The sequence below is a fragment of the Pseudoalteromonas sp. NZS100 genome (assembly GCF_015864815.1).
In the GTDB taxonomy this organism is placed as follows: domain Bacteria; phylum Pseudomonadota; class Gammaproteobacteria; order Enterobacterales; family Alteromonadaceae; genus Pseudoalteromonas; species Pseudoalteromonas distincta.
Window position 1 is genome coordinate 245,638 of sequence record NZ_JADYWM010000001.1, and the last position, 21,767, is coordinate 267,404.

Annotated in this window: 18 protein-coding genes; all 18 read right to left on the reverse strand. The window is 37.7% G+C overall.

All coding sequences use genetic code 11. From position 1 onward, the window contains the following. Nucleotides 1–341: 341 nt before the first annotated feature. The 18 genes from I6E69_RS01215 to I6E69_RS01300 all read right to left on the reverse strand — a co-directional run bounded on the left by I6E69_RS01215 (nucleotide 342) and on the right by I6E69_RS01300 (nucleotide 21,755). The gene (locus I6E69_RS01215; protein WP_197120394.1) at nucleotides 342–2,069 is read right to left on the reverse strand and encodes an SLC13 family permease; all 1,728 of its coding nucleotides are present in this window, start codon (nucleotides 2,067–2,069) and stop codon (nucleotides 342–344) included. A 124-nt stretch (nucleotides 2,070–2,193) separates the two neighbouring features. Continuing rightward, a complete protein-coding gene (locus I6E69_RS01220; RefSeq protein ID WP_197120395.1) occupies nucleotides 2,194–3,492 on the reverse strand; it encodes an oligosaccharide flippase family protein in 1,299 nt (432 codons plus the stop codon). A gap of 63 nt (nucleotides 3,493–3,555) precedes the next feature. Next, nucleotides 3,556–4,953, reverse strand: coding sequence for an undecaprenyl-phosphate glucose phosphotransferase (locus tag I6E69_RS01225; protein WP_197120396.1), 1,398 nt, complete (start codon nucleotides 4,951–4,953; stop codon nucleotides 3,556–3,558). 95 nt (nucleotides 4,954–5,048) lie between these two features. Continuing rightward, nucleotides 5,049–6,467: a phosphomannomutase gene (locus tag I6E69_RS01230; protein ID WP_197120397.1), complete on the reverse strand. Its 1,419-nt coding sequence runs from the start codon at nucleotides 6,465–6,467 to the stop codon at nucleotides 5,049–5,051. A gap of 110 nt (nucleotides 6,468–6,577) precedes the next feature. After that, nucleotides 6,578–7,984, reverse strand: a complete 1,407-nt coding sequence (locus I6E69_RS01235; RefSeq protein ID WP_197120398.1) for a mannose-1-phosphate guanylyltransferase/mannose-6-phosphate isomerase — start codon at nucleotides 7,982–7,984, stop codon at nucleotides 6,578–6,580. 15 nt (nucleotides 7,985–7,999) lie between these two features. Further along, a complete protein-coding gene (locus I6E69_RS01240) occupies nucleotides 8,000–8,467 on the reverse strand; it encodes a GDP-mannose mannosyl hydrolase (RefSeq protein WP_197120399.1) in 468 nt (155 codons plus the stop codon). Nucleotide 8,468: 1 nt separating this feature from the next. Further along, nucleotides 8,469–9,434 (reverse strand): GDP-L-fucose synthase, encoded by a 966-nt coding sequence (locus I6E69_RS01245; RefSeq protein WP_197120464.1) that lies wholly within the window; start codon nucleotides 9,432–9,434, stop codon nucleotides 8,469–8,471. A gap of 64 nt (nucleotides 9,435–9,498) precedes the next feature. Continuing rightward, entirely contained in the window at nucleotides 9,499–10,617 is a 1,119-nt protein-coding gene (gene gmd / locus I6E69_RS01250; RefSeq protein WP_197120400.1) for a GDP-mannose 4,6-dehydratase, read from the reverse strand. Continuing rightward, a complete protein-coding gene (locus I6E69_RS01255; protein ID WP_197120401.1) occupies nucleotides 10,610–11,857 on the reverse strand; it encodes a WcaI family glycosyltransferase in 1,248 nt (415 codons plus the stop codon). The genes gmd and I6E69_RS01255 overlap by 8 nt, the downstream gene beginning before the upstream one ends. Next, entirely contained in the window at nucleotides 11,857–12,411 is a 555-nt protein-coding gene (locus I6E69_RS01260) for a putative colanic acid biosynthesis acetyltransferase (RefSeq protein ID WP_197120402.1), read from the reverse strand. Before I6E69_RS01260 ends, I6E69_RS01255 begins: the two co-directional genes overlap by 1 nt. Next, complete coding sequence (locus I6E69_RS01265; RefSeq protein WP_197120403.1) at nucleotides 12,392–13,519, reverse strand: glycosyltransferase family 4 protein; 1,128 nt, start codon at nucleotides 13,517–13,519, stop codon at nucleotides 12,392–12,394. The genes I6E69_RS01260 and I6E69_RS01265 overlap by 20 nt, the downstream gene beginning before the upstream one ends. Beyond that, complete coding sequence (locus I6E69_RS01270; RefSeq protein WP_197120404.1) at nucleotides 13,497–14,345, reverse strand: glycosyltransferase; 849 nt, start codon at nucleotides 14,343–14,345, stop codon at nucleotides 13,497–13,499. Before I6E69_RS01270 ends, I6E69_RS01265 begins: the two co-directional genes overlap by 23 nt. Then, nucleotides 14,342–14,869 (reverse strand): hypothetical protein, encoded by a 528-nt coding sequence (locus I6E69_RS01275; RefSeq protein ID WP_197120405.1) that lies wholly within the window; start codon nucleotides 14,867–14,869, stop codon nucleotides 14,342–14,344. Before I6E69_RS01275 ends, I6E69_RS01270 begins: the two co-directional genes overlap by 4 nt. Nucleotides 14,870–15,516: 647 nt before the next feature. Further along, on the reverse strand, nucleotides 15,517–16,440 hold the full coding sequence (locus tag I6E69_RS01280) for a sulfotransferase (protein WP_197120406.1): 924 nt from the start codon (nucleotides 16,438–16,440) through the stop codon (nucleotides 15,517–15,519). A 20-nt stretch (nucleotides 16,441–16,460) separates the two neighbouring features. After that, on the reverse strand, nucleotides 16,461–17,915 hold the full coding sequence (gene cysN / locus I6E69_RS01285) for a sulfate adenylyltransferase subunit CysN (RefSeq protein ID WP_197120407.1): 1,455 nt from the start codon (nucleotides 17,913–17,915) through the stop codon (nucleotides 16,461–16,463). Nucleotides 17,916–18,024: 109 nt separating this feature from the next. Beyond that, nucleotides 18,025–18,372: a four helix bundle protein gene (locus I6E69_RS01290; RefSeq protein WP_149602079.1), complete on the reverse strand. Its 348-nt coding sequence runs from the start codon at nucleotides 18,370–18,372 to the stop codon at nucleotides 18,025–18,027. Between the two features lie 98 nt (nucleotides 18,373–18,470). Further along, nucleotides 18,471–19,397 (reverse strand): sulfate adenylyltransferase subunit CysD, encoded by a 927-nt coding sequence (cysD, locus tag I6E69_RS01295; protein ID WP_269435691.1) that lies wholly within the window; start codon nucleotides 19,395–19,397, stop codon nucleotides 18,471–18,473. 126 nt (nucleotides 19,398–19,523) lie between these two features. Next, the gene (locus I6E69_RS01300; protein ID WP_197120409.1) at nucleotides 19,524–21,755 is read right to left on the reverse strand and encodes a polysaccharide biosynthesis tyrosine autokinase; all 2,232 of its coding nucleotides are present in this window, start codon (nucleotides 21,753–21,755) and stop codon (nucleotides 19,524–19,526) included. Nucleotides 21,756–21,767: the final 12 nt, after the last annotated feature.

Sequence of the window (21,767 nt, forward strand, 5' to 3'; positions counted from 1 at the left end):
CCAGCAAGCTGCGCGTCTACTGGTAAACTTAACCACCACGGCCATTTTCGGCGTAGACGTAGAACTTGCTCACGTTAGAAGCAAAGCTTCTCATGGTTTTAAAATGTAATAACCAATATAAAAGCGCTGCTTTTAAACGCCAGCAAGCTGTGCGTCTACAGGTAAACTTATCCACCACGCCCATTTTCGGCGTAGACGTAGAACTTGCTCACGTTAGAAGCAAAGCTTCTCATGGTTTTAAAATGTAATAACCAATGTAAAGGCGCCGCTTTTAAACGCCAGCAAGCTGCGCGTCTACTAAACCTTAACAAACTCTTAACTCAGAGCGATTTAGCTAAACACTAAAATGGAAAAAAAACAGGTATAAGTGTTATAACCACCACACTGTAAGTAATTGAAATTGGTAAACCAAACTTAATAAAGTCAATAAGTTTATAGTTCCCTGCATTGTATACCATCAAGTTTGTTTGATAGCCATAAGGGCTAATAAAGCTCCCACTGGCAGCAAAAGCTACAGCAAGTACAAAAGGTAGATAACTCACACCTAACCCTTGTGCAATACTAAATGCAATAGGAAATGTTAATGCAGCAGCTGCATTGTTTGTGATCACTTCTGTAAGCACTAAAGTCAGAAAAAATACACCAATAAAGGCTATATAAACACTTTGCCCTGACAATAAATACTCAACTTTATTAGCAATAAGCACCGACACCCCAGTGTTATCAAGCGCTGTAGCTAGCGTTAATGCGCTCATTACAATTAACCATAGCTCAAGCGGAAAACGACGCTTTATTTCGTTAAGCGACAAACATTTACTACCAACAAGTAATGCCAAATAAAATACAAAACACTTAAACAAACTAGTATCAAAAATAAGTGAACTGCTAATAGTAGCTAAAAAGCCCCAAAGTACTATTCGCTCCTTGAAGCCACTTAGCATATTTTCAGCTTTTACACCGCTTAGTATAAAAAAGTTTTTAGTTAAATTTGTACGCTTAGCAAAATCAGGCCCTACAGCAAGTACTAAAAAGTCACCGCTTTGGATTGTTATATCACCTAACTTACCAGAAAGCTTCTCGCCTTCACGTCTTAGCGCAACAACTGCGGCATCAAAACGAGCCCTGAAACCTGCAGTTTTTAATGTTTTTCCCACAACAGCTGCACCTGGTTTTATAACCACCTCGGTTAGGTTGTCGCGTAATAAACCATCTTGCTCGGCAAATAAAGTTAGGCCTTCAAATTGTTGTAATATTAATACCTTAGTCACATTGCCCGAAAAAATGAGTTTATCGCTCTCACGAATCATTTGGCTTGGTGCCACAGGCGATATAAGCCGATTATCGCGCACTATTTCAACTAAAAAAAGTGACTCTAAATTACGTAAACCATTTTGCTCTACCGTTTTACCAATTAGTGGTGAGTTTACAGCCACCTTTGCATCTACAAAATAATCACTAATAGCTATGCTCTCATTTAATGTGCCTTTTAACCTATTAATTGTAAAAGCCATAACGCAAAAGCACACAATAACAGCTGCCAAACCAATGGGTAAAAAGTCAAAAAATGCAAAACCTGTCTCTCCACGCTCAATAAGCATAGAGTTAACAATTAAATTAGTAGAAGTACCAATAAGGGTGAGCGTACCGCCCAAAATAGCAGCGTACGAAAGTGGGAGTAATAATTTAGTAGCTGGAATTAATTTATTATTTTTTACAGGACTGATAAGGGTGGCAACAACGGCGGTATTATTTAAAAAGCCAGATGCAATAACAGTGGCAAACAATGTTTTTAAATACGATTTAAATACCGAGCCATTAAATAAAATAGTAGCAATTTTGCGTAAAAGGCTTGTTCGTTCAAATGCGAATGCACACACAACTAAAAGTAACAATGTTATTAATCCGGGGTTAACAGCATTATTTAATAACTGCTCTGTAGAGATAAGTGAAAGCGCAAAACAAGCAAGGCTGGCTGCAGCAAATACACGCTCAGGCACTTTTTGAAACTTAATCAAACCTACAATGGTTGTAATAAATATAACCACTATCAACCATTGCTCTAAAATCACTTATTCTTCCTTAAATTCAATTCACAACCCGTAACTTATAACCCTTAGCTCGAAGCTTTTATCTCGTAACTCGCAGCCCTTTGCCCTTAGCTCGCAGCTAGTCACCCGCAGCCCCAAGCTTTACTTAAATCTTCTGCCAAAACTTGAGTGTATTAAAACCTAAGCGTTTTTTTACAAAGTACACAGCAAGTAAGTTTTGTAAGCTGATAAAAAAGGCGGTAGCCGTCGCCGCCCCGATTACGCCATATAAACTTGTAAATAGTGGTACGCTCACTAATACTCCGCAGCCACTTATTATAGTTACTAACCGCATATCTCGTTCGTTCCCGCTCATCATTAGTAAAAAGCCTACAGAACCTGTCACTACGTTTACAGCTTGCCCTAACACAAGTATTTGCAAAATAACTGCGCCTTGCTTAAATTGCTCGCCAAATAGTCCCATTAAAAACTCAGGTAACAGCAACATAAACAATACAATTGGCAGCGCGCTTACTACTAATAAGCGCACGCTAAACAAGGCTGTTTTACGTATACCTTCCATGTCGTTTTTAGCTTTAAAATTAGCAAATTTAGGCGCAACCACTAAGTTTACAGCCATTAAAATAAAACTAGTAAGCAGCGCTATGCGCTGGGCAACACTAAAAAAAGCCACTTGCTCAGCCACTAAGTACACACCAATAATAATAGGTGCGCTCCACTGTACTGCTTGGCTCATTAAAATAATAACCCAATTAGGGCGAGCGCTCTGCCAAAGCGCATCTGCATTAACAGCATCACCACTGTTATTTAAATTTTTTAAAGCAAGCCAATAAAAAAAGCTTGCTGTAACACCTAGGCTAAAACTTAAATACAACGCGGTGGTGTCGGCTGTAGAGGTACTAAATGATAAAACAGCAGCACCACACAGTAAAAAGTGTGCAATGTTTTGACACGGAATACTCGCTATTAAGTTGTGCCTACCCTGTAAACTCATTGCAATAATTGTCACAGCACTTAACCCAATAATAGCAGGCGCAATAAACGCAAGGCTATTAGCCATTTGCGGCTTATTAAATACACTACTTGCAATCACGGGTGATAAAAAATAAAGAGTTACAGCAATCGCGCTCGCTACTGGTAGGCTATATTTTAAAGCAAAACTCAGGATACTTTTTACCGTTATTCCATTGTTTGCATTAGCCCCAGTAAAGCGCAGCACAGTATTATCAAATCCCAGCCTTGCAACTGCAGCAAGCAGCATAGCCACAGCTAAACTTAAAAAAAAGTAACCCGCTTGCTCAGCCCCTAACTGCCTTGCAATTATTAAATTAAATACAAAGGCCATACCTGCACCCAAAACGCGTATAACAAGTGCAACAGCAGCGTTTATTGCCGTGTGACGGTGGTCGGCATCACTTAAAATAGCTTTTACTCTGTTAAGCATTTACTTCTCACTTTCCGTAGCCCGTAGCCCGTAGCCCGTAGCCCGTAGCCCGTAGCCAAAACATTAATACGCATTTTTATTTATAAAGCCTTTAAAAATAGTTAAAAACACTATTTTTAAATCTAAAACGAGTGACCAATTTTGAATATATTCAAGGTCAAACTCTATGCGTTTTTCCATTTTATCTAGGGTGTCGGTTTCACCGCGCCAACCATTTATTTGTGCCCAACCCGTAATGCCGGGTTTTACTTTATGGCGTAGCATGTAGCCGTCAACCAAACTACGGTATTGCTCATTATGCGCAACCGCATGGGGCCGAGGGCCAACAATCGACATTTGCCCTTGTAATACATTTAAAAACTGTGGTAACTCATCGAGGCTAGTTTTACGTATAAACTGCCCTATGGGAGTAAAGCGGCTATCGTTTTTTGTAGCTTGGGTTACTTTAGCGCCATCTTCCATCACGTTCATTGAGCGGAATTTCCACACTTTAATTGGTTTGCCATCAATACCATAACGGTTTTGCTTAAAAAATACCGGCCCTTTAGATGTAACTTTAACAGCAATAGCAAGCCCTATTAATACAGGCGAAATTAAACCAAGTATTAAGGTAGACAGTATTACATCTTCAATGCGCTTAATTATGGCATTACTACCATCTATAGGGGAGTCATAAATACTAATAGTAGGTATACCCATAATGGTATCACTACGTGAATGCAGTAATTGGTAAGTAAATACATCGGGCACTATATAAACACTGGCTGTGCTATCAGCTAATTGTTTTACTAACCACTTGCGGCGTTCATACGCTTGTGGCGGTAATACAATATAAACACGGTCTATACCACCGTTTTTGCAATCAGCAACTAGTTGTTCTAAATCACCCAGTGTTTGCGCAGCCACTACTTTTTGGCTGGGTGTTTTGTCATCGTAATAACCGCTAAACACCAAACCAAAGCTAGCATGTTCAATAATATTATTAGCCAGCTTTTGTCCTAGCACACCCGCACCTACAATTACCACATTGCGGGTATTGTAACCCTGTGCACGTAGCATTCTTAAAATAAAACGTAATAAAATGCGATAAGCCACCAACAACACTGACGCTAAAACAAACCAAACAAACTGCAGTCCAGTAGGGTTTAAATACTCTGGCGCTAAAAAGTTAACACTTAAAAAAAGTACTGCTGCACTTATAAACCAGTGCGAAATGGTTTTTTTAAGTTCTTTATATAGTGATAGCCCGCGCCACGATATGTAAAGCTTATCTAGCTCACTAGTAAAGTGAAACAAAAAAACAGCCAATAAAGCAGCTGTTGTATGTTGCAATAACCAGGGTGTGTTGTGAAGGCATGTACTAATCCACAAGGTACCCACTATTATTACTATGTCGAGCAATCGTTGAATAAATGCAACAATGGTTGCATTACTTTGCAAAATTCCTTTATGCATTTGCATATAGTCTCAATTATTGTTGTTATAAACGCAATTTAAGAATAACTGAATACACTTAAATTGCCACTCATTTTTAATCTTGCTATAGCTATAATCAACTAGTAGTTACTTATAAAGTTTAATGCATTTATTACAAGCTTTGTGGCTGATTGTTCACTGCTACTTTCAGTATAACAACGCAGCTCTGGCGCATTACCAGACGGCCTGAGGTGCACAACATCACCGCAATCAAGCGTAATACGTAAGCCATCTGTTGAATTTACAGAGTAGCCCTCTTCATATCCTAAAGAGCCTAAAAAATGACTAGTATCATTTTTAAAGCTATGTATCAATTTTAAACTTTTTTCTTTTGCAAAATCTTTAATGCGATCACTAGCAGTAAATCGTTGTGGTAGCTCAATTAGTAACTCAGATACTTGTTTAGGTTGCGCTAACAAAACTAATGCAGGTAACAGCGCATCTCTCGTTGGCAAAGCTTTAAGTACCTTACCGTTAAATGTTACATCTGAGCCTAGTAAGTAACCGCCATTAGCCTCAAAGCCTGCGACTGATGTGTATTGATCAGCTAACTCTGCAAATTCAGCGATAACATATGGCGAACCAATTTTAGTACGTTTAACTTGCTTAAAATTCGCTGACTTTTCAATTGCTGTATTACAACTTACTGGGGTTGCAAGGGCTTCGATTTTTAATAGCTGACTACAAAGCAATCCAAGTATATCACCACGTAGCCAATTGCCATTTTCATCAGCAATTAATGGTCGGTCACCATCACCGTCTGTTGAAAAAATAGCATCAAAACTGTATTCATTGGACCAATCAAGTGCACGTTGTTTATCTTCATCTGATACAGCTTCGGTATCGATTGGTACAAATTCATCACTTCTGCCAAGGCTGATGACTTCGGCACCTAATTTCTCAAACAGCACCTTATAGATATCACGACCAGCACTTGAATGCTCATAAATACCGATCTTTTTACCTTTAAGGGTATCAGCATTAAAAAGCGAGGTGTAACGCAGTGTGTAAGATTCACAGGCAGAAACATCTAATGGCAATTCATTTAGATGTTCTGGTAACGCTGCGAATATGGCTTTGCTGGCTAGGATAGCCTGTTCATCGGCTTTTGTGATCTCACCATCAGGGCGGTAGAATTTTAAGCCGTTGCGATCGAATGGAATATGGCTACCTGTAACCATAATGCAAGGCATATTATCTTGCATTGCTTTGTATGCTAGTGCTGGAGTGGGTATTACGCCATAATACACAACATTCAATTTATGTTGCTTTAATACCCCTGCACATGCCTGCGCAATCGCATAACTACTTGGGCGGTTATCAATTGCAATTGCTACAGTATCGAAGGAAAATTCATTTTCAATCGCAGATATAAAGGCTAAAGCAAATGCCGCGTTTACTTCAGGGGTAAAATCTTTTACAAGACCTCGTGCACCACTGGTACCAAATGCAATACCGCTCTTTGCTATGATTTCAGAGCAAACTAACTGGCTATCCATAAAAAACCTATTTAATTAACTATTCTATAAGCATACAGCTAGCACAAAACAAACTGCACTAGCTGCTTTTCTAACATCTGATATCTAATATCTGATATCTGTCTCTTCGTTTATTTCACTCGACCATAGCGGTCTTCAAAACGCACTATGTCATCTTCACCAAGGTAAGAGCCTGATTGCACTTCGATTAACTCTAAGTCAACCTTGCCTGGGTTTTCTAACGCATGAACCGCTGTAATTGGAATATAAACCGACTCATTCTCTGTTACATATTGCTCTGTATCATCAATTTGAACTTTTGCTGTACCCGATACCACAATCCAATGCTCTGCGCGGTGATGGTGCATTTGTACCGACAACTTTGCACCTGGTTTTACAGTTATACGTTTTACTTGGAAACGCTCACCATTATCGACTGAATCATATTTACCCCATGGGCGATACACTTCACGATGGAAAATAACTTCAGAGCGCTCTTCTGCTTTTAGCTGGTTTACAATCGCTTTAACTTGTTGTGATTTATCTTTGTGAGCAACTAAAATAGCGTCTTTAGTGTTTACAATCACTAGGTCTTCAATACCGACTGTTGCAACAAGCTTGTCCTCACCAAATACAAGTGTATTTTTTGTATCTACCGCTTTTACATCACCTTTAAAGGCATTGCCATTTTCATCTTTTGATGACACCTCCCAAAGGGCAGCAAAACCACCTACATCGCTCCAACCAGCATCCATTGGTACAACAACGGCATCTTTTGTGTGTTCCATTACTGCATAGTCAATCGACTCATCAGGGCAGGCTTCAAAAGCGGCTTTATCTACACGAATAAAATCCATATCGCTGTTTTGTACTGCAATGGCTTTTTCGCAAGCGGTATAGATATCTGGGCGGAATGCTTTTAACTCTTCTAAATAGCGGCTTGCTTTAAATAAAAACATACCGCTATTCCAGTAGTAATCGCCGCTTTCAATATACTGCTTGGCTGTATCTAAGTTCGGCTTTTCAACAAAGCTGTCTACAACATAGCCATGTTCTAGTGCTTCACCTCTTTTAATATAGCCATAACCTGTTTCAGGGCTGTTACCTACAATACCAAATGTAACTAGTTTATCTTGGTTTGCTAACTCTGCAGCTTTATTGATACTAGTCTGGAATGCTGCTGAGTTTTCAATTACATGGTCTGCTGCAAGTACTAATAATAACGGGTCTTGCTCATTTTCAATTGCTTTAAAAGCAGCCAAAGCAATAGCTGGTGCCGTGTTACGCCCTACTGGCTCTAAAAAAATACCGCTATGCTCTGCACCTAATTGGCGCACTTGCTCTGCAGCAATAAAACGATGCTCTTCATTACAAATTAACATGGCAGGCGAGTGTGTTAAGCCCGCTAAGCGGCTTAGCGTATCTTGAAGCATGGTCTGCTCGCCGTTAAGCGTTAAAAATTGTTTTGGATAGTTGCCACGTGATAACGGCCATAAGCGTGTGCCTGAACCACCCGCCATGATTACTGGTAAAATCATAAAAATTCCCTGTGTTTATTTTGTTAATGCTTCAAAATACCATTTTGTATGCTTGTGGACCGCAGGCGATTTGAGTAATTCATCAAAACCAAACCATTTATATGCTGCATGCTGCTCGTTTAATGGTAATGCATCAAGCTGTTGCTTTGTAAGTTTTAATACATAAGCAATTGCGACATAGTGTGTTTTTATTTTATCGTTAAATACACAATCATCATAAAAGTGGTCATAAGGCCCAAGCAGCTCAGCCGTTGATAACTCAAGTTCGATACCCAGCTCATTAAGAGTTAGCCTTTCAAAAGCATTAGACAGTGACTCATTTTTTAAAATACGACCACCTGGAACAAACCAAAAACCTTCTGCGGGGCGGTTTAACCTTTGCCCAAGTAACGCTTCATTATTTTCGTTAAGTACAACAAGGTCTATAGATACCAAAGGGGTACTGTCGATGACGGTTTCAAACGTTCTTTGCTCTAAAAACATACTATTTTCTAAAGTTGTCTTGGTTGGCTAAAAACCACTCATACGTCTGCGCTAAACCACCTTCAAGGCTGATTTCATATTGCCAACCTAAAGACTTTAATCTAGAAACATCCATAAGCTTACGAGGGGCACCATCTGGTTTTGAAGTATCAAACTCAATTTTGCCTTTAAAACCAACTACCTTAGCTACAGTTTCGACTAACTCACGAATAGTACAATCGACACCTGTACCCACATTAATATGGCTAAGCATCTCTTGAGTATTTGAGTTATAAACATCATCACTAAGGTTCATAACATGTATCGAAGCTGCAGCCATATCATCAACGTGTAAAAATTCACGCATAGGCTTACCTGACCCCCAAGCAACAACTTTGTCATCACCAGCTAATTTAGCCTCGTGGAAGCGCCTTAATAAGGCAGGTATTACATGAGAGTTTTCAGGATGAAAGTTATCATTTTCACCATATAAATTTGTTGGCATCACTGAGCGATAATTTCGCCCATATTGACGGTTATATGATTCACACATTTTAATGCCGGCAATTTTAGCTATTGCGTATGGTTCATTAGTTGGTTCTAACATACCTGTTAATAACGCACTTTCTTGCATTGGTTGCTCAGCTAATTTAGGGTAAATACATGAAGAACCTAAAAACAGTAAGTCATTTACCCCAGCTAAATGAGCACTATGGATAATATTATTTTGAATCATCAAGTTCTCATAAATAAACTCTGCAGGGTAAGTATTATTAGCAATAATCCCCCCAACTTTAGCCGCAGCTAAATACACTTGATCAATATCATTTGATTCAAAAAAATTAGCAACAGCACTTTGGTCCAAGAGGTTTAACTCAGAGCGAGAGCGAGTGATAACATTCACTTCTGGTTGCTTTTGTAATTGCCTAACAATTGCGCTGCCGACCATTCCGTTATGACCAGCGACAAAAATAGTTTTAGCTTGCATCGTTCTTTCCATAATAAAACCCAGCTTTACGCTGGGTTAATAAATCTATAACTAGGGCCTATAGTTACTCTACAGAAACACTAATATTATAACCGTGCGACTTTAAAATTGCATGCTGTTTAGCTTTAGCTAAATCACTTTGCACCATTTCAGCACACATTTCTTCTACAGTAATTTCTGGTTCCCAACCTAACTTTTGTTTTGCTTTTGTTGGGTCACCAAGTAATGTTTCTACCTCAGCTGGGCGGAAGTAACGAAGATCTACGCGAACAATTACATCACCTACACTTAGTGCTTCAGCATTATCACCTTCAATTGCAGCAACAGTAGCAATTTCGTCAACCCCTTCACCACTAAACTCTAAAGTAATACCGAGCTCTTTGGCCGAAAGTGTTACAAACTCGCGTACAGAAATTTGCTTACCGGTTGCAATAACAAAATCTTCAGGCGTATCTTGTTGAAGCATCATCCACTGCATACGCACATAGTCTTTAGCATGACCCCAGTCACGTAATGCATCCATATTTCCTAGGTATAAGCATTTTTCTAGACCTTGCGAAATATTAGCTAAACCACGGGTAATTTTACGCGTAACGAATGTTTCGCCACGACGAGGTGACTCATGGTTAAATAAAATACCATTACAAGCATACATACCGTAAGATTCGCGGTAGTTAACTGCTATCCAGTAAGCATACATTTTGGCTACAGCATAAGGTGAGCGCGGGTGAAATGGTGTTGTTTCTTTTTGCGGGATCTCTTGTACTTCACCATAAAGCTCAGAAGTCGATGCTTGATAAAACTTAGTTTTCTTTTCTAAACCTAAAAAGCGAATCGCCTCTAACAAACGTAATGTGCCAATAGCATCAACATCAGCGGTATATTCAGGGGCTTCAAACGATACTGCCACATGGCTTTGCGCACCTAAGTTATATACTTCATCTGGCTGAACTTCCTTTAAAATACGCGTCAGGTTTGATGTATCAGTTAAATCACCATAGTGTAAAAAGAACTTAGGGTTCTCTTCGTGGATATCTTGATAGATGTGATCTACACGCTCAGTATTAAAACTCGATGCGCGACGTTTAATACCATGGACTTCGTAGCCTTTTTCTAGCAAGAATTCCGCTAAATATGATCCATCTTGTCCTGTTACACCCGTGATTAAGGCTACCTTAGTCATTATATTTTCCTTTTACTAACTTATCTATATCGCTTACAAAGCGTTCAATTATATTATTAATATCTAAATTTTTGAGTGCATAATTACGCGCAATCACATTTGATTTGCTTGTATCTTTTACTAGTACTTTTTTTAAACCAGCAATAAAGTCTTTTGTATTTTCAGGCTCGACCCTAGTATAAATATCAGGATTAGCTTGTTCTATTTTTCCAAGCTCAGTAGATGCTTCAGCTGTTACTAGTGCATGCCCTCCAGCTGATAATATATTGGTTAATTTTGAAGGTAGTACTGCATCCGCAGCTCCCTTTTTTTGTACAACCAAATGAGCATCTGCCATAGACAACATAGCAGGTACATTTTCCCAGTCTTGAAGAGGTTTAAAATATACATTCTCTAAATTAGCTGCATTTGCGAGTTCTTGAAGAGTATCTACATAAGCACCTGCGCCAACAAAGACAAACTTAACAGATTTTTCATCTTCAAAGCTCCTAGCTGCTTCAATCACAATTTCCAGGCCTTGCTTTTGCCCAATATTACCCGCATAAAGTACAATTTTATCTTTTTCTGTAAAGCCCCACTTTTTACGTAAAGCAGAGCCATCAGTCTCTGGTGTTACAAAGCGGGTATCAGCCCAATTAGGAAAAAACAGCAACTTAGACTTATCGACTCCTTTTCGCTCAGTATTCTCAAGCATACTGTAAGAAATACTAGAGACTACATCAAACTTTTTCATTAGCCAAGATTCAGCCCGCCTTACGAAACGAGCAACCTTTCCCTCGCTTACCATACCGAGACCAAACATAGCATCTACTTCAAAATCTTGAATATGCATTACTGTTTTTACACCAAATAATTTTGAGAATAACAGTGTAGCTGGGGCACAAAACAAAGTCGGCTGAACTAAAAAAATTATATCAGGCTTATTTTTAATTAGCTTAATTAGTAAAGCAATGCTAGATGACACTGCAAACGTACTTAGGTGGATGAGCCGTTTGATTGTAGTAACTTTTGAAGGAACATACAGCGGGCAACGAGTTATACCAATCCCATTTACAAACTCTTTTTTATATAAGTAGCTTTTATATTGCTGATTTACACTCCATTCAGGGTAATATGGAGGGGCAACAATAGCTTCTACTTCGACTCCACATTTTTGAAGCTTTTCCACCATTTCACCATTATATTTACCAATACCTGTTAGCTCAGGTGAATAGTTTAAGCTCAATAGCCATAACTTCATTAGTATTTATCCTCATACCTTTTCTTCACAGCTTCAGTAGGTGAGCCTAAATAAATATAATTACCTGTCAAATTCTTAAAAACAGAGCTTCTTGCGCCTACTAATACATCATCTTCGATTGTTACTCCTGGAGCTATGTATACATCTGTTGCAATCCACACACCATTGCCAATAGTTATCGGTAATGAAAATATATCGAACGATGAACTAAGGTAGTCATGACTACCAGTACAAAGATAGGATTTTTGTGAAATAACGGAATCTTTACCTATTGTAATTTCACCTAAAGAGTAAAGCTCAACATAATCACCTACCCATGAATTATCTCCAATTTTAACCTTCCATGGATAGGTGACTTTTACGGTAGGCCTAATAACTACATTCTTTCCGATCTCGGCACCAAAAAGGCGCAGAAGAAACCGCCTCCAACCGTATAAAAATTGTGGAGACCATTTAAAAAAAGATGCTTGGACGAACCACCACAATTGTACTACTATACTTTTTTTCCCTCTAAATCCTGTTGGCACTATAAATTTACTTAGATCTTGGCTCATAAAAGAAATCCTCTATTAAGACTTTCACATTATACTTATAGTGTTTTATAAAATTTTTGAATATAAATTGCCTAGAAAGTTTCCTTTCAGGAGAAACCTCACCTATTTTAACTGCTTTACATACATGTTCTGAAATTGATTTTTCACTCAACTGATTTGTAGAAATTGAAATTCCACCTAACGAGTTGAGTATATCTGCCATACATCCAACATCACTTCCTATACAAAAAACACCGAAAGCAGCTGCTTCATATAAAACTAAAGGTTCTGCCTCATTTATATATTTTGAGGGAAATATAAAAATATCCAGGTTTTTAAAGAATGTTTCTTTGCGTTTACCATATAAAGGCCCTAAATAATGAAAGTTAGAATACTCCACCTGCATTTCTAGTACCTTTTGCTGTATTTCTTTGTCATTTATTGGTCCAGCAAGATTAGCCACTAAATTTGGCAGTTTCTGATTTAAAGTAACAAAAGTTTCTAAAAACTCATTTATTCCTTTTTCTTTACATAAATTAGCTAAATGACCTATAACCAATGATTTTGAGGATGATTTAGAATCTTCTTTTTGAGAGGCATTAAACATAAAAGCATTAGAAATGATGTGAACTTTATCCTTGATTCCATATACTTTAAGTAGTTTTTCTTTCATAATACTACCGAGAACGACATGTTCAGCCCCCCCTCTAGTCAAACGAAAAAGAAGTCTTGAAAGTGTATTATTATTATTTAAATACTGGAAAGAATGATGATGAATTAAGACTTTCACTCGGAAAAGCTTAAATAGCAATATAAATAATACATCATATATTTGCCCTTTACCACCATTAATTGGTCTATATGCTTTTTCAACTTTTCTATTTAAGGAAAGATAAAAAAATAAATGAAAAAATCTAAAAATCATAAATAAAACTTTAAATAAGGTCCACAATCGAGAGGGGAAAAACTTATTTAACTTAGAAGGGGCCGTGTTGATTAAATAACAACTTTCATTTTTTTCCTTACAAGTGAGAAGTTTATAAAAATTACCATTTACATTTGACATTCCATGAATAGGAGGTGGCATATCGGCTAAAAAAACAATTTTACTTCGGTCTATAAATACCATTGCTACCTCTTTTATAATTGTTTTTCACTTTTTTAAAGCTAATGTATTGGGCAAGGCGTAAAGGCATGAAATATCGAATTAAGATTATTAATTTATTCTTTGCTTTATTTACCTTATTTAATAATAATAATGCAGAGCTCTTGTCACCAAATCTGAACAAGTATTGTGCAACTAGAAAGTAATAATCAGAAGAGTCTCGTATTTGGCAACTGTTTTTAACTATTCGGTATTTAACAATACTCTTGTCTAAATGATACATTTTTTTATTCGCCCTGAAAAACCTATACCATAGTTCCTGATCTTCATAACCCAAACAATCTTTATTGTAGTTTCCTAACTCTTCAATTAATTCTTTTCTAAAACAAACTGAACTATGAATTATAGAGTTTATTACATTTACTTTTCTTATCACATGATCATTTAATTTTTTAGTTTCTCCCATATAACTTCCCTTTTCATCTATAATTTGGGCATTCCCAAAAATAAAATCTGCATTCACTTTCTCTATAAAATTAATCATTACCTCTATAGAGTTTCTAAGATAGCAATCGTCTGAATCCAATCTAAGTATATACTTACCGTTAGCACACTCTAATCCCTCATTAAGAGTATAAATAAGCCCCCTATTTTCACTTCTATTGATTAAATGTATTCTTCTATCAGTAAAAGACTCTGCAACCTTCAAACTACCATCCGTAGAACCATCATTAACAATAATTAACTCAAACTCTGAATATGTATTGTTTAAAACTGAGTTAATAGAATCAAATAAAGTGTTCTCAGAATTATAACAAGGCATTATAATAGTAACCAAATGATTAGTCATGAGGTCCTCCTTACTTTGTAATTAATGTGCAAGTAGCTAAACACAATAAATGCGATAATTATAAACTTCAAAAATATACTCCAAGTTATGTAAAGCTCAGTTCGAACACTAGATATTAAAACGAACGAAAAGAAAAACATAGCTATTGCATAAAACAGTCCCTCAGAATCTTTCATCGCTCTAAATAAAATACCTATGATTATAGAAAAAAATAAATAATATAAAAAAACACCAACCTCTCCATAAGCAATAATGAGCTGAGCAGGTACTAGAAAGCCACCATATGGGTTAAAGTTTGACTTACCTAGTACTTGTATATAAAAAACATTAATAGATAGAAGTTCTTCTTTATTTTCTATGATAAAACGAGGTACTGAATATAATAAGGCATCAGTAAATATATTGATACTTTGCACTGTCTCTAGATTCAATTTGTAAGTATTGATTAAAGACATTGAAGAATAATAGAATTCAACCAATTGCGTAAGAATAGCCCCATCTATACCTGAATCAGTTTCTCTCAAGAATATCACTACAATAAATGATATGAAAATAAAAACAAAAGATATAAAAACTTTATATAGACTAACTTTGTATGTAACTGAGTATTTATAATATGCTATGAAGAAAACTATCGATAAGCTAACAATTTGAAACCTCTGTTTTATTAAAACTATTATAAGCGCATATAAAACAAACAAAAGCCAATCAAATTTATCTGGGCTTCTTTCTTTAACCGGAACACATGAAAAACGTATAATGAACAAAATCAAAAAATAGAAATCAAACGTCTTTAATAAACCTAATCCTACATGGCCATTTCTGATCAGGTGCTGTATATAACTTGTAGATAAAACAGAATAGTTCTTATATATAAAAAAAGCATATATAAATAGTACAACTAATAAAAAACACTTAAAGAAAACACTACTCGGGTGAGTGAAATTTAACCGAGAACCACTCCTAAAATTAACCTTTGAGCTAACCCATCCCCCTAACACAGAAGCTAAAAATGCTAACGTATATATATAAGTTACGTACTTCCAATACCCAGATGGTATATTAATATTGTGTATAATTGGAAAATGATCCAGGATTTTAACGGCAAGAAAAGTTAATAATGGGTATAGTATAGTGATAAATAAATAACCATATATAAAAATATTTTTCACTAGTAACGACCGCTTTGATATTTCTTAAACCGATTCAGAAAATTAATAAATTTATCATGCAACATATTAAGATTAGAGTTAATAAAATTACATTCCTCACCCTTAGCACCCATTACATACCCTAACTTCTCTAAAAGGTAATAGACTTTAAAGTTTGAATTAAAAGTCACAATCTCTTTTTCTGTTAATTTATTTCTCCATTCTTGGGCTCGAGATTTATCAACACCTTCTCCAACTAGTTTATGATACCCTTTAGTAAAGTTTGGCTTTTCTAACCCCCCCCCTTTAATAAGTGAACTCTCGAATTTGATTTCCAAAAATTCACATATGTTATATAGCTGTGCTTCATTATCCTCCAAATACCCCTCATAATACACCCTTAAGACTACTTCATTTAAGAGCTTTTCAACCCTCAAAGTCGCAAACATAATCTCTGACCAGAACTTGGCTCCGCAAAATGCATTGTTTGGCCCCCAATCTAAGCCTTTAATTGAGTTAAACACAGCCCTACCATCTCGTACAATATGTATAAACTTAGAGTCAGGCCACCAATCAAGAATTTTAGCTATATATTGATAACTTGTCGGTGTGTGGTCTATCCAGCAATTAAAAGCACTCCTGTCTATTTTATTTGCATATGTATGTATTATTAATTCAACAATACCTTTATAACCAGATGAATTATAAGCTTGCTCAATATCATATTTTCTTAAGTGAATTTCCCAAGTCTTATACCTGAAGTCATTCAATATATACTTATTAATTACTTCATTATTTAGCTTTATATCTAATAAATCTAAATCCATTAAGTTATAAACAAACTGAGCTTCAGGTGCTACAAGTGTAGATTTTGAGCACCCTAAAGCATCAGCTAGCATTGTTGTGCCGCTTCTGTCACAGCCAAAAATAAAAACAGTTTTCATACTACTAGCTCCATTTTGAGTCAACAACATTTACTCCTCTCCAAACGAGTACATCCCCACTCAGGATAATGCTCTCTGATATACTTATTCAATGCAATTTCTGCCTCTGTGTAAGTACGTGTTTCAAGGCTTGGGTTTTGAGTTTCAGCAGTTGTAGCTGTAATCATCCCCGCCCCTACAGTTACATTGGTTAAGCGGTCGATGATGATGAACGAGCCGGTACCTACTACTTGTTTGTAAGGGTCTATCACTACTGGGGCTGCGGTTTCAATTACACAGTTAGCTATTTCGTTAAGTTGCAGCTCGCTTGCTTCAATTTGCTCTAGGGTATTTACATCAATACGGTGGTTAATGTTACTAATTTTACCAAAAGTGTTTTTGGTGCCTATTTTTAGCTCGTACTCTTTACCTGGCTGCATGGCGGCATCGGCCATCCATACAAGGGTAGCTGCAAAGCTTGAGCTTGAGCTTGTTGTGGGTAGCTGCTTTTTATCACTACTACTTTTAACAATTACATCGCCACGGGAGATGTCTATCTCATCTTTTAAGGTTAAGGTAATAGCTTGGCCTGCAAACGCACTGGGTAGGTCACCATCGGCGGTCACAATACGCGCTACTGACGATGTTTTACCAGACGGATAAGCCACTATTTGGTCGCCTACATTAATAATACCACTGGCAATGGTGCCGCAAAAACCACGAAAATCTAAGTTAGGGCGGTTTACATACTGGACGGGTAGGCGAAAGGTGTCTAGGTTTTTATCGTCACTAATCGTTACTGTATCAAGTAGCTGCATTAGTGTTGCACCTGGGTACCAGTCTAGGTTTTCGCCTTTATCTACAACGTTATCGCCTTTAAGCGCTGATATTGGTACAAAGCGAATATCGGGTATATCTAACTGCTCAGCAAACGCTTTGTAATCCGCTTTAATTTGGCGGTAAACGTCTTGGCTGTAATCAACTAAGTCCATTTTATTAATCGCTACAATCACGTGCTTAAGGCCAAGTAGTGATGCAATATAGCTGTGGCGTTTAGTTTGTGTTTGTACGCCCTTACGTGCATCTATCATTACAATAGCAAGGTCACAGTTAGATGCACCGGTTGCCATGTTACGCGTGTATTGCTCGTGCCCTGGGCAGTCAGCGATAATAAACTTACGCTTTTCTGTTGCAAAATAACGGTAAGCTACGTCAATGGTAATACCTTGCTCACGCTCTGACTGAAGGCCATCAACCAATAATGCTAAATCGAACTCTTCGTCTGTGGTATTGAATTTTTTTGAATCGTTTTTGATTGCCGCCATGTGATCTTCAAAAATTAGTTTTGAGTCATGTAATAAACGACCAATTAATGTTGATTTACCGTCATCAACATTACCACAAGTTAAAAAGCGCAGTAGATCTTTGTTTTCGTGTTGTTTTAAGTAACCTTCGATATCGGTTTCGAGTAGGTTAGTTTGTGTTTGTTCGGTCATTTTAGGTCCTTGCTTTGCTGGGAGCGACGAGCGGTTGGCCACGAGCTTGGTGCTACGAGTTACTGGCTGCGTGCTACGAGCTTAAATTTTTTATATTGACAGTTATGGACTACGGGCAGCTTTTAATTGTTCTAATTAAGCTACCTAGCATTTTTCCTATTAACTCACATTCATTAATAATTGATAAGCTATCTTCTTTTGAAATATAAGCTATTTCAGTTGCAATCATTAACTGTGTTTTTAATTCGCCTAAAGAGCCCTTTGCTATAACTAAAAAGCGAGCCTTTTCTTTATCAGACTCTCTTTCAAAGCCTTCTGCAATATTGCTAGGAACAGAAACGCCGGCTCTACACATTTGATCTTTTAGGCCAAAATATTTTAGCTGCTCAAATGTTTTATATATTTTTATACTCAGGCGAAAACTGCGCTGCCAAACCTCTAAATTTTCGTATCTCATAAGCATCCTTATTTATAACTTTTGGCTGCTTACTTTGCGATAATAATTGCATATCTAAGCTCGCAGCAAATAGCTAGAGGCCCGAAGCGCTGTGCGCTTTAGAAGTACCCTTCCATTTTCTTTTTTTCCATTGAGCCTGATGAGTCGTGGTCGATTACACGCCCTTGGCGTTCTGACGTTTTAGTTAGTAACATTTCTTGAATTATTTCGGGTAATGTTGTGGCGTGTGACTCAACAGCACCTGTTAGTGGGTAGCAGCCTAGTGTTCTAAAACGTACCATTTTTTGCATGGGTACTTCGCCATCGTTAAGTGGCATACGTTCGTCATCAACCATAATTAATGTACCGTCACGCTCTACTACCGGGCGCTCTGCAGCTAGGTAAAGTGGTACAATGTCGATGTTTTCTAAGTAAATGTATTGCCAAATATCAAGCTCGGTCCAGTTACTCAGTGGGAATACACGAATACTTTCGCCTTTGTTTACCTTGCCATTAAAAGTATTCCATAACTCTGGGCGTTGGTTTTTAGGGTCCCAACGGTGGTTTTTATCGCGGAATGAATAAACACGCTCTTTAGCGCGTGATTTTTCTTCGTCGCGGCGTGCACCACCAAAGGCTGCGTCAAATTTGTATTTGTTAAGCGCTTGCTTTAGGCCTTGGGTTTTCATTACGTCGGTATGCTTTGCACTACCGTGAGTAAATGGCCCAATACCGGCATCAATACCTTCTTGGTTTTTATGTATAATTAAATCAAAGCCCAGCTTTTTAGCCATCTGGTCTCTAAATTCAATCATTTCTTTAAATTTCCATGTGGTATCTACATGCATTAGCGGAAATGGTGGTTTTGCCGGAAAAAAAGCTTTCATAGTTAGGTGCAGCATTACTGCTGAGTCTTTACCTACTGAATAAAGCATTACCGGGTTGTCGAACTCAGCCGCTACTTCACGAATTATGTGAATAGACTCCGCCTCTAACTGCTTAAGATGGGTCATCCTAGCTTGTGAGATTTCCATTTTTTTCTCCAGGGTATTAAGTTTTAAGCTGTAAGCTACGGGATACGAGCATCGAGATATAGGCCTCGGGCTGCGAGCCTCGTGGCCCGTAGCCTGTAACCCGCAGCCTGCAGCCCGCAGCCCGCAGCCAATAATTATCTATTTATCTGATTTATATTCGTAGTTGTAATAACCATAATAGCCGTATGCATTACTGGCTTTTTTAACTATGCCATTGAATACAACGCCTTTAACATCTGTTCCATTTTGCTCAAAGCGGTTACGGGTTAGCTCTATTTCACGCACATGGTTTTGGCCAAAACGTGCTACTAATAATGTTGTTCCACAATGCGCACTTACTATAGCTGGGTCGGTTACAGCTAGTATGGGTGGTGTATCTATAATAACTAAGTCGTAAGCTGAACTTACTTCTTCAACTAGCTTGCTAAAGTTTTCGTGCATTAGCAGCTCGGATGGGTTTGGCGGAATTTGACCTCGTGTTATAACACTTAAGCCTTCAACCTTGGTTGGTTTAGTCACTTGTTCTAGGTTTAATCGGCCTGATAGGTAATCACTTAAGCCGTCATCCCACTTTAAACCAAACTGTGTTTGTAAGTAGCCTTTGCGCATATCGGCGTCAATAATAAGTACTTTTTTACCACTTTGGGCGAGCACACTTGCTAAGTTAACCGATATAAACGATTTACCTACATTTGGGCTTGGGCCCGATATAGCAATAATGTTGTTTTTTGATTCTATCATCGCAAAATGTAAGCTTGTGCGTAAGCTTCGCAATGCTTCTATTGCTAGGTCGGCTGGGTTGTCTAACGCGAGTATAGACTTAGGTTTATTTATTTTATTTTTACGAGCTCGCTCAGCAAAGCCGCTTAGTTTATCTTGAAAATCAGAATGCGGTACACTTGCATATACAGCTAAACCTAAGGCTTCTATTTCACTTGGATCTTCTACCCCGCGGTGCATCGCTTTTTGTATTAGCACAATTGCTACGGCTAACATACCGCCAAGTAATGTGGCCACTACCGCTATTAGTGCTTTTTTGGGTTTTACTGGCTCTGTTGTGTCTACTGCAGCGGCATCCACCACACGTACATTACCCACTGTGCCCGCTCGTACTATATCAAGCTCTTGGGTTTTGCTTAGTAGCAGCATGTAAATTTCGTTACCAACTTCTACGTCGCGAGTTAAGCGTAATAGCTCTTGCTGGGTTTCAGGCAAGTTACTAACTTTAGAAGTTAGCTGTGCTTTTTCTGCCTCTATTGATTCTATTTGCTTTATTACGCCTTGGTATGCAGGGTGTTCGCGCTTAAATTTACGACTCAATTCTAAGCGTTTTAAATCAAGTTCTTGTAGTGTTGTGTCTAGTTCGACAATTTGCTCAAGTATAGCTTGTGTTTCAAGCGTTATATTTACCGACTTACGCTGTTTTTGATAATCGTTAAAGCGCTGCTCTGAGGCTTCTAATTGTTTTTTAACTTCAGGTAGTTGTACTTCTAAAAAGTCGAGCGACTTTTTAGCCTCTGCGCTGTTGCGCTCTACGTTACGGCGTACGTAAATATCAGCCACTTTATCTAGCACTTTTTCAACGTGCGCAGCATTTTTATGCTCGTAAGCAAGGGTTATAATCCCTGAATCTTTGCCTTTTTCGCTAGCTGAAATTTCTTGCTGTAATTCAACCACCGTACGGTAACGATTATTTTTAACTAATGTAAATATAGTACCTGGTCTAGCATTTAAATTTCGTACTGTTAACTGGTAAAACCCATTTACTTCATCTTTACCTACGGTACCATTAAATACAACGTCGCCATCGGGGTTTATTAACTCATATTGCTTACTTTGTTTTACAACTAATTCAAACTCTTTGCCCTCGAATGCGGCTGGTACTACAAACCTAAATACGTTTATAGATTCACCGCCCCACGCATAACTATTTGCGCCAAACATTGGCTCAGCAATATCGTTTGGCTTTTGAGCTGCAAAACCTCTGTAAAATTTACCGCCTATAATGGGGAATAATTTAGGCTCAGCTATTATATCAAGTTTAAGTGAATCAACCGCTTCACCAATTACGCTACGCGATTTTAAAAGTTCTATTTCGGTTACCGCTTCACTTGAGCTTTCAAACATTCCTGCCATGTCGTCAAGGCCTGGTACCGATGGGCTACTTTCTTCAACTTGTATTAATGCTGTTGCCTTATAAATAGGCGTGCTTAATATGGCCACGGCTACACCTATAATTGCAAATATACCAGTAAATAAAATAATAAAGTATTTACGGTCAAGTAGCGTGCCAAATAAGGCTAAAAGATCTATTTCTTGTTCTGTTGATTTATTTTGGTTACTAGTTGGGGCTATCGGCTTAGAATTCATTTACTTTGCCAT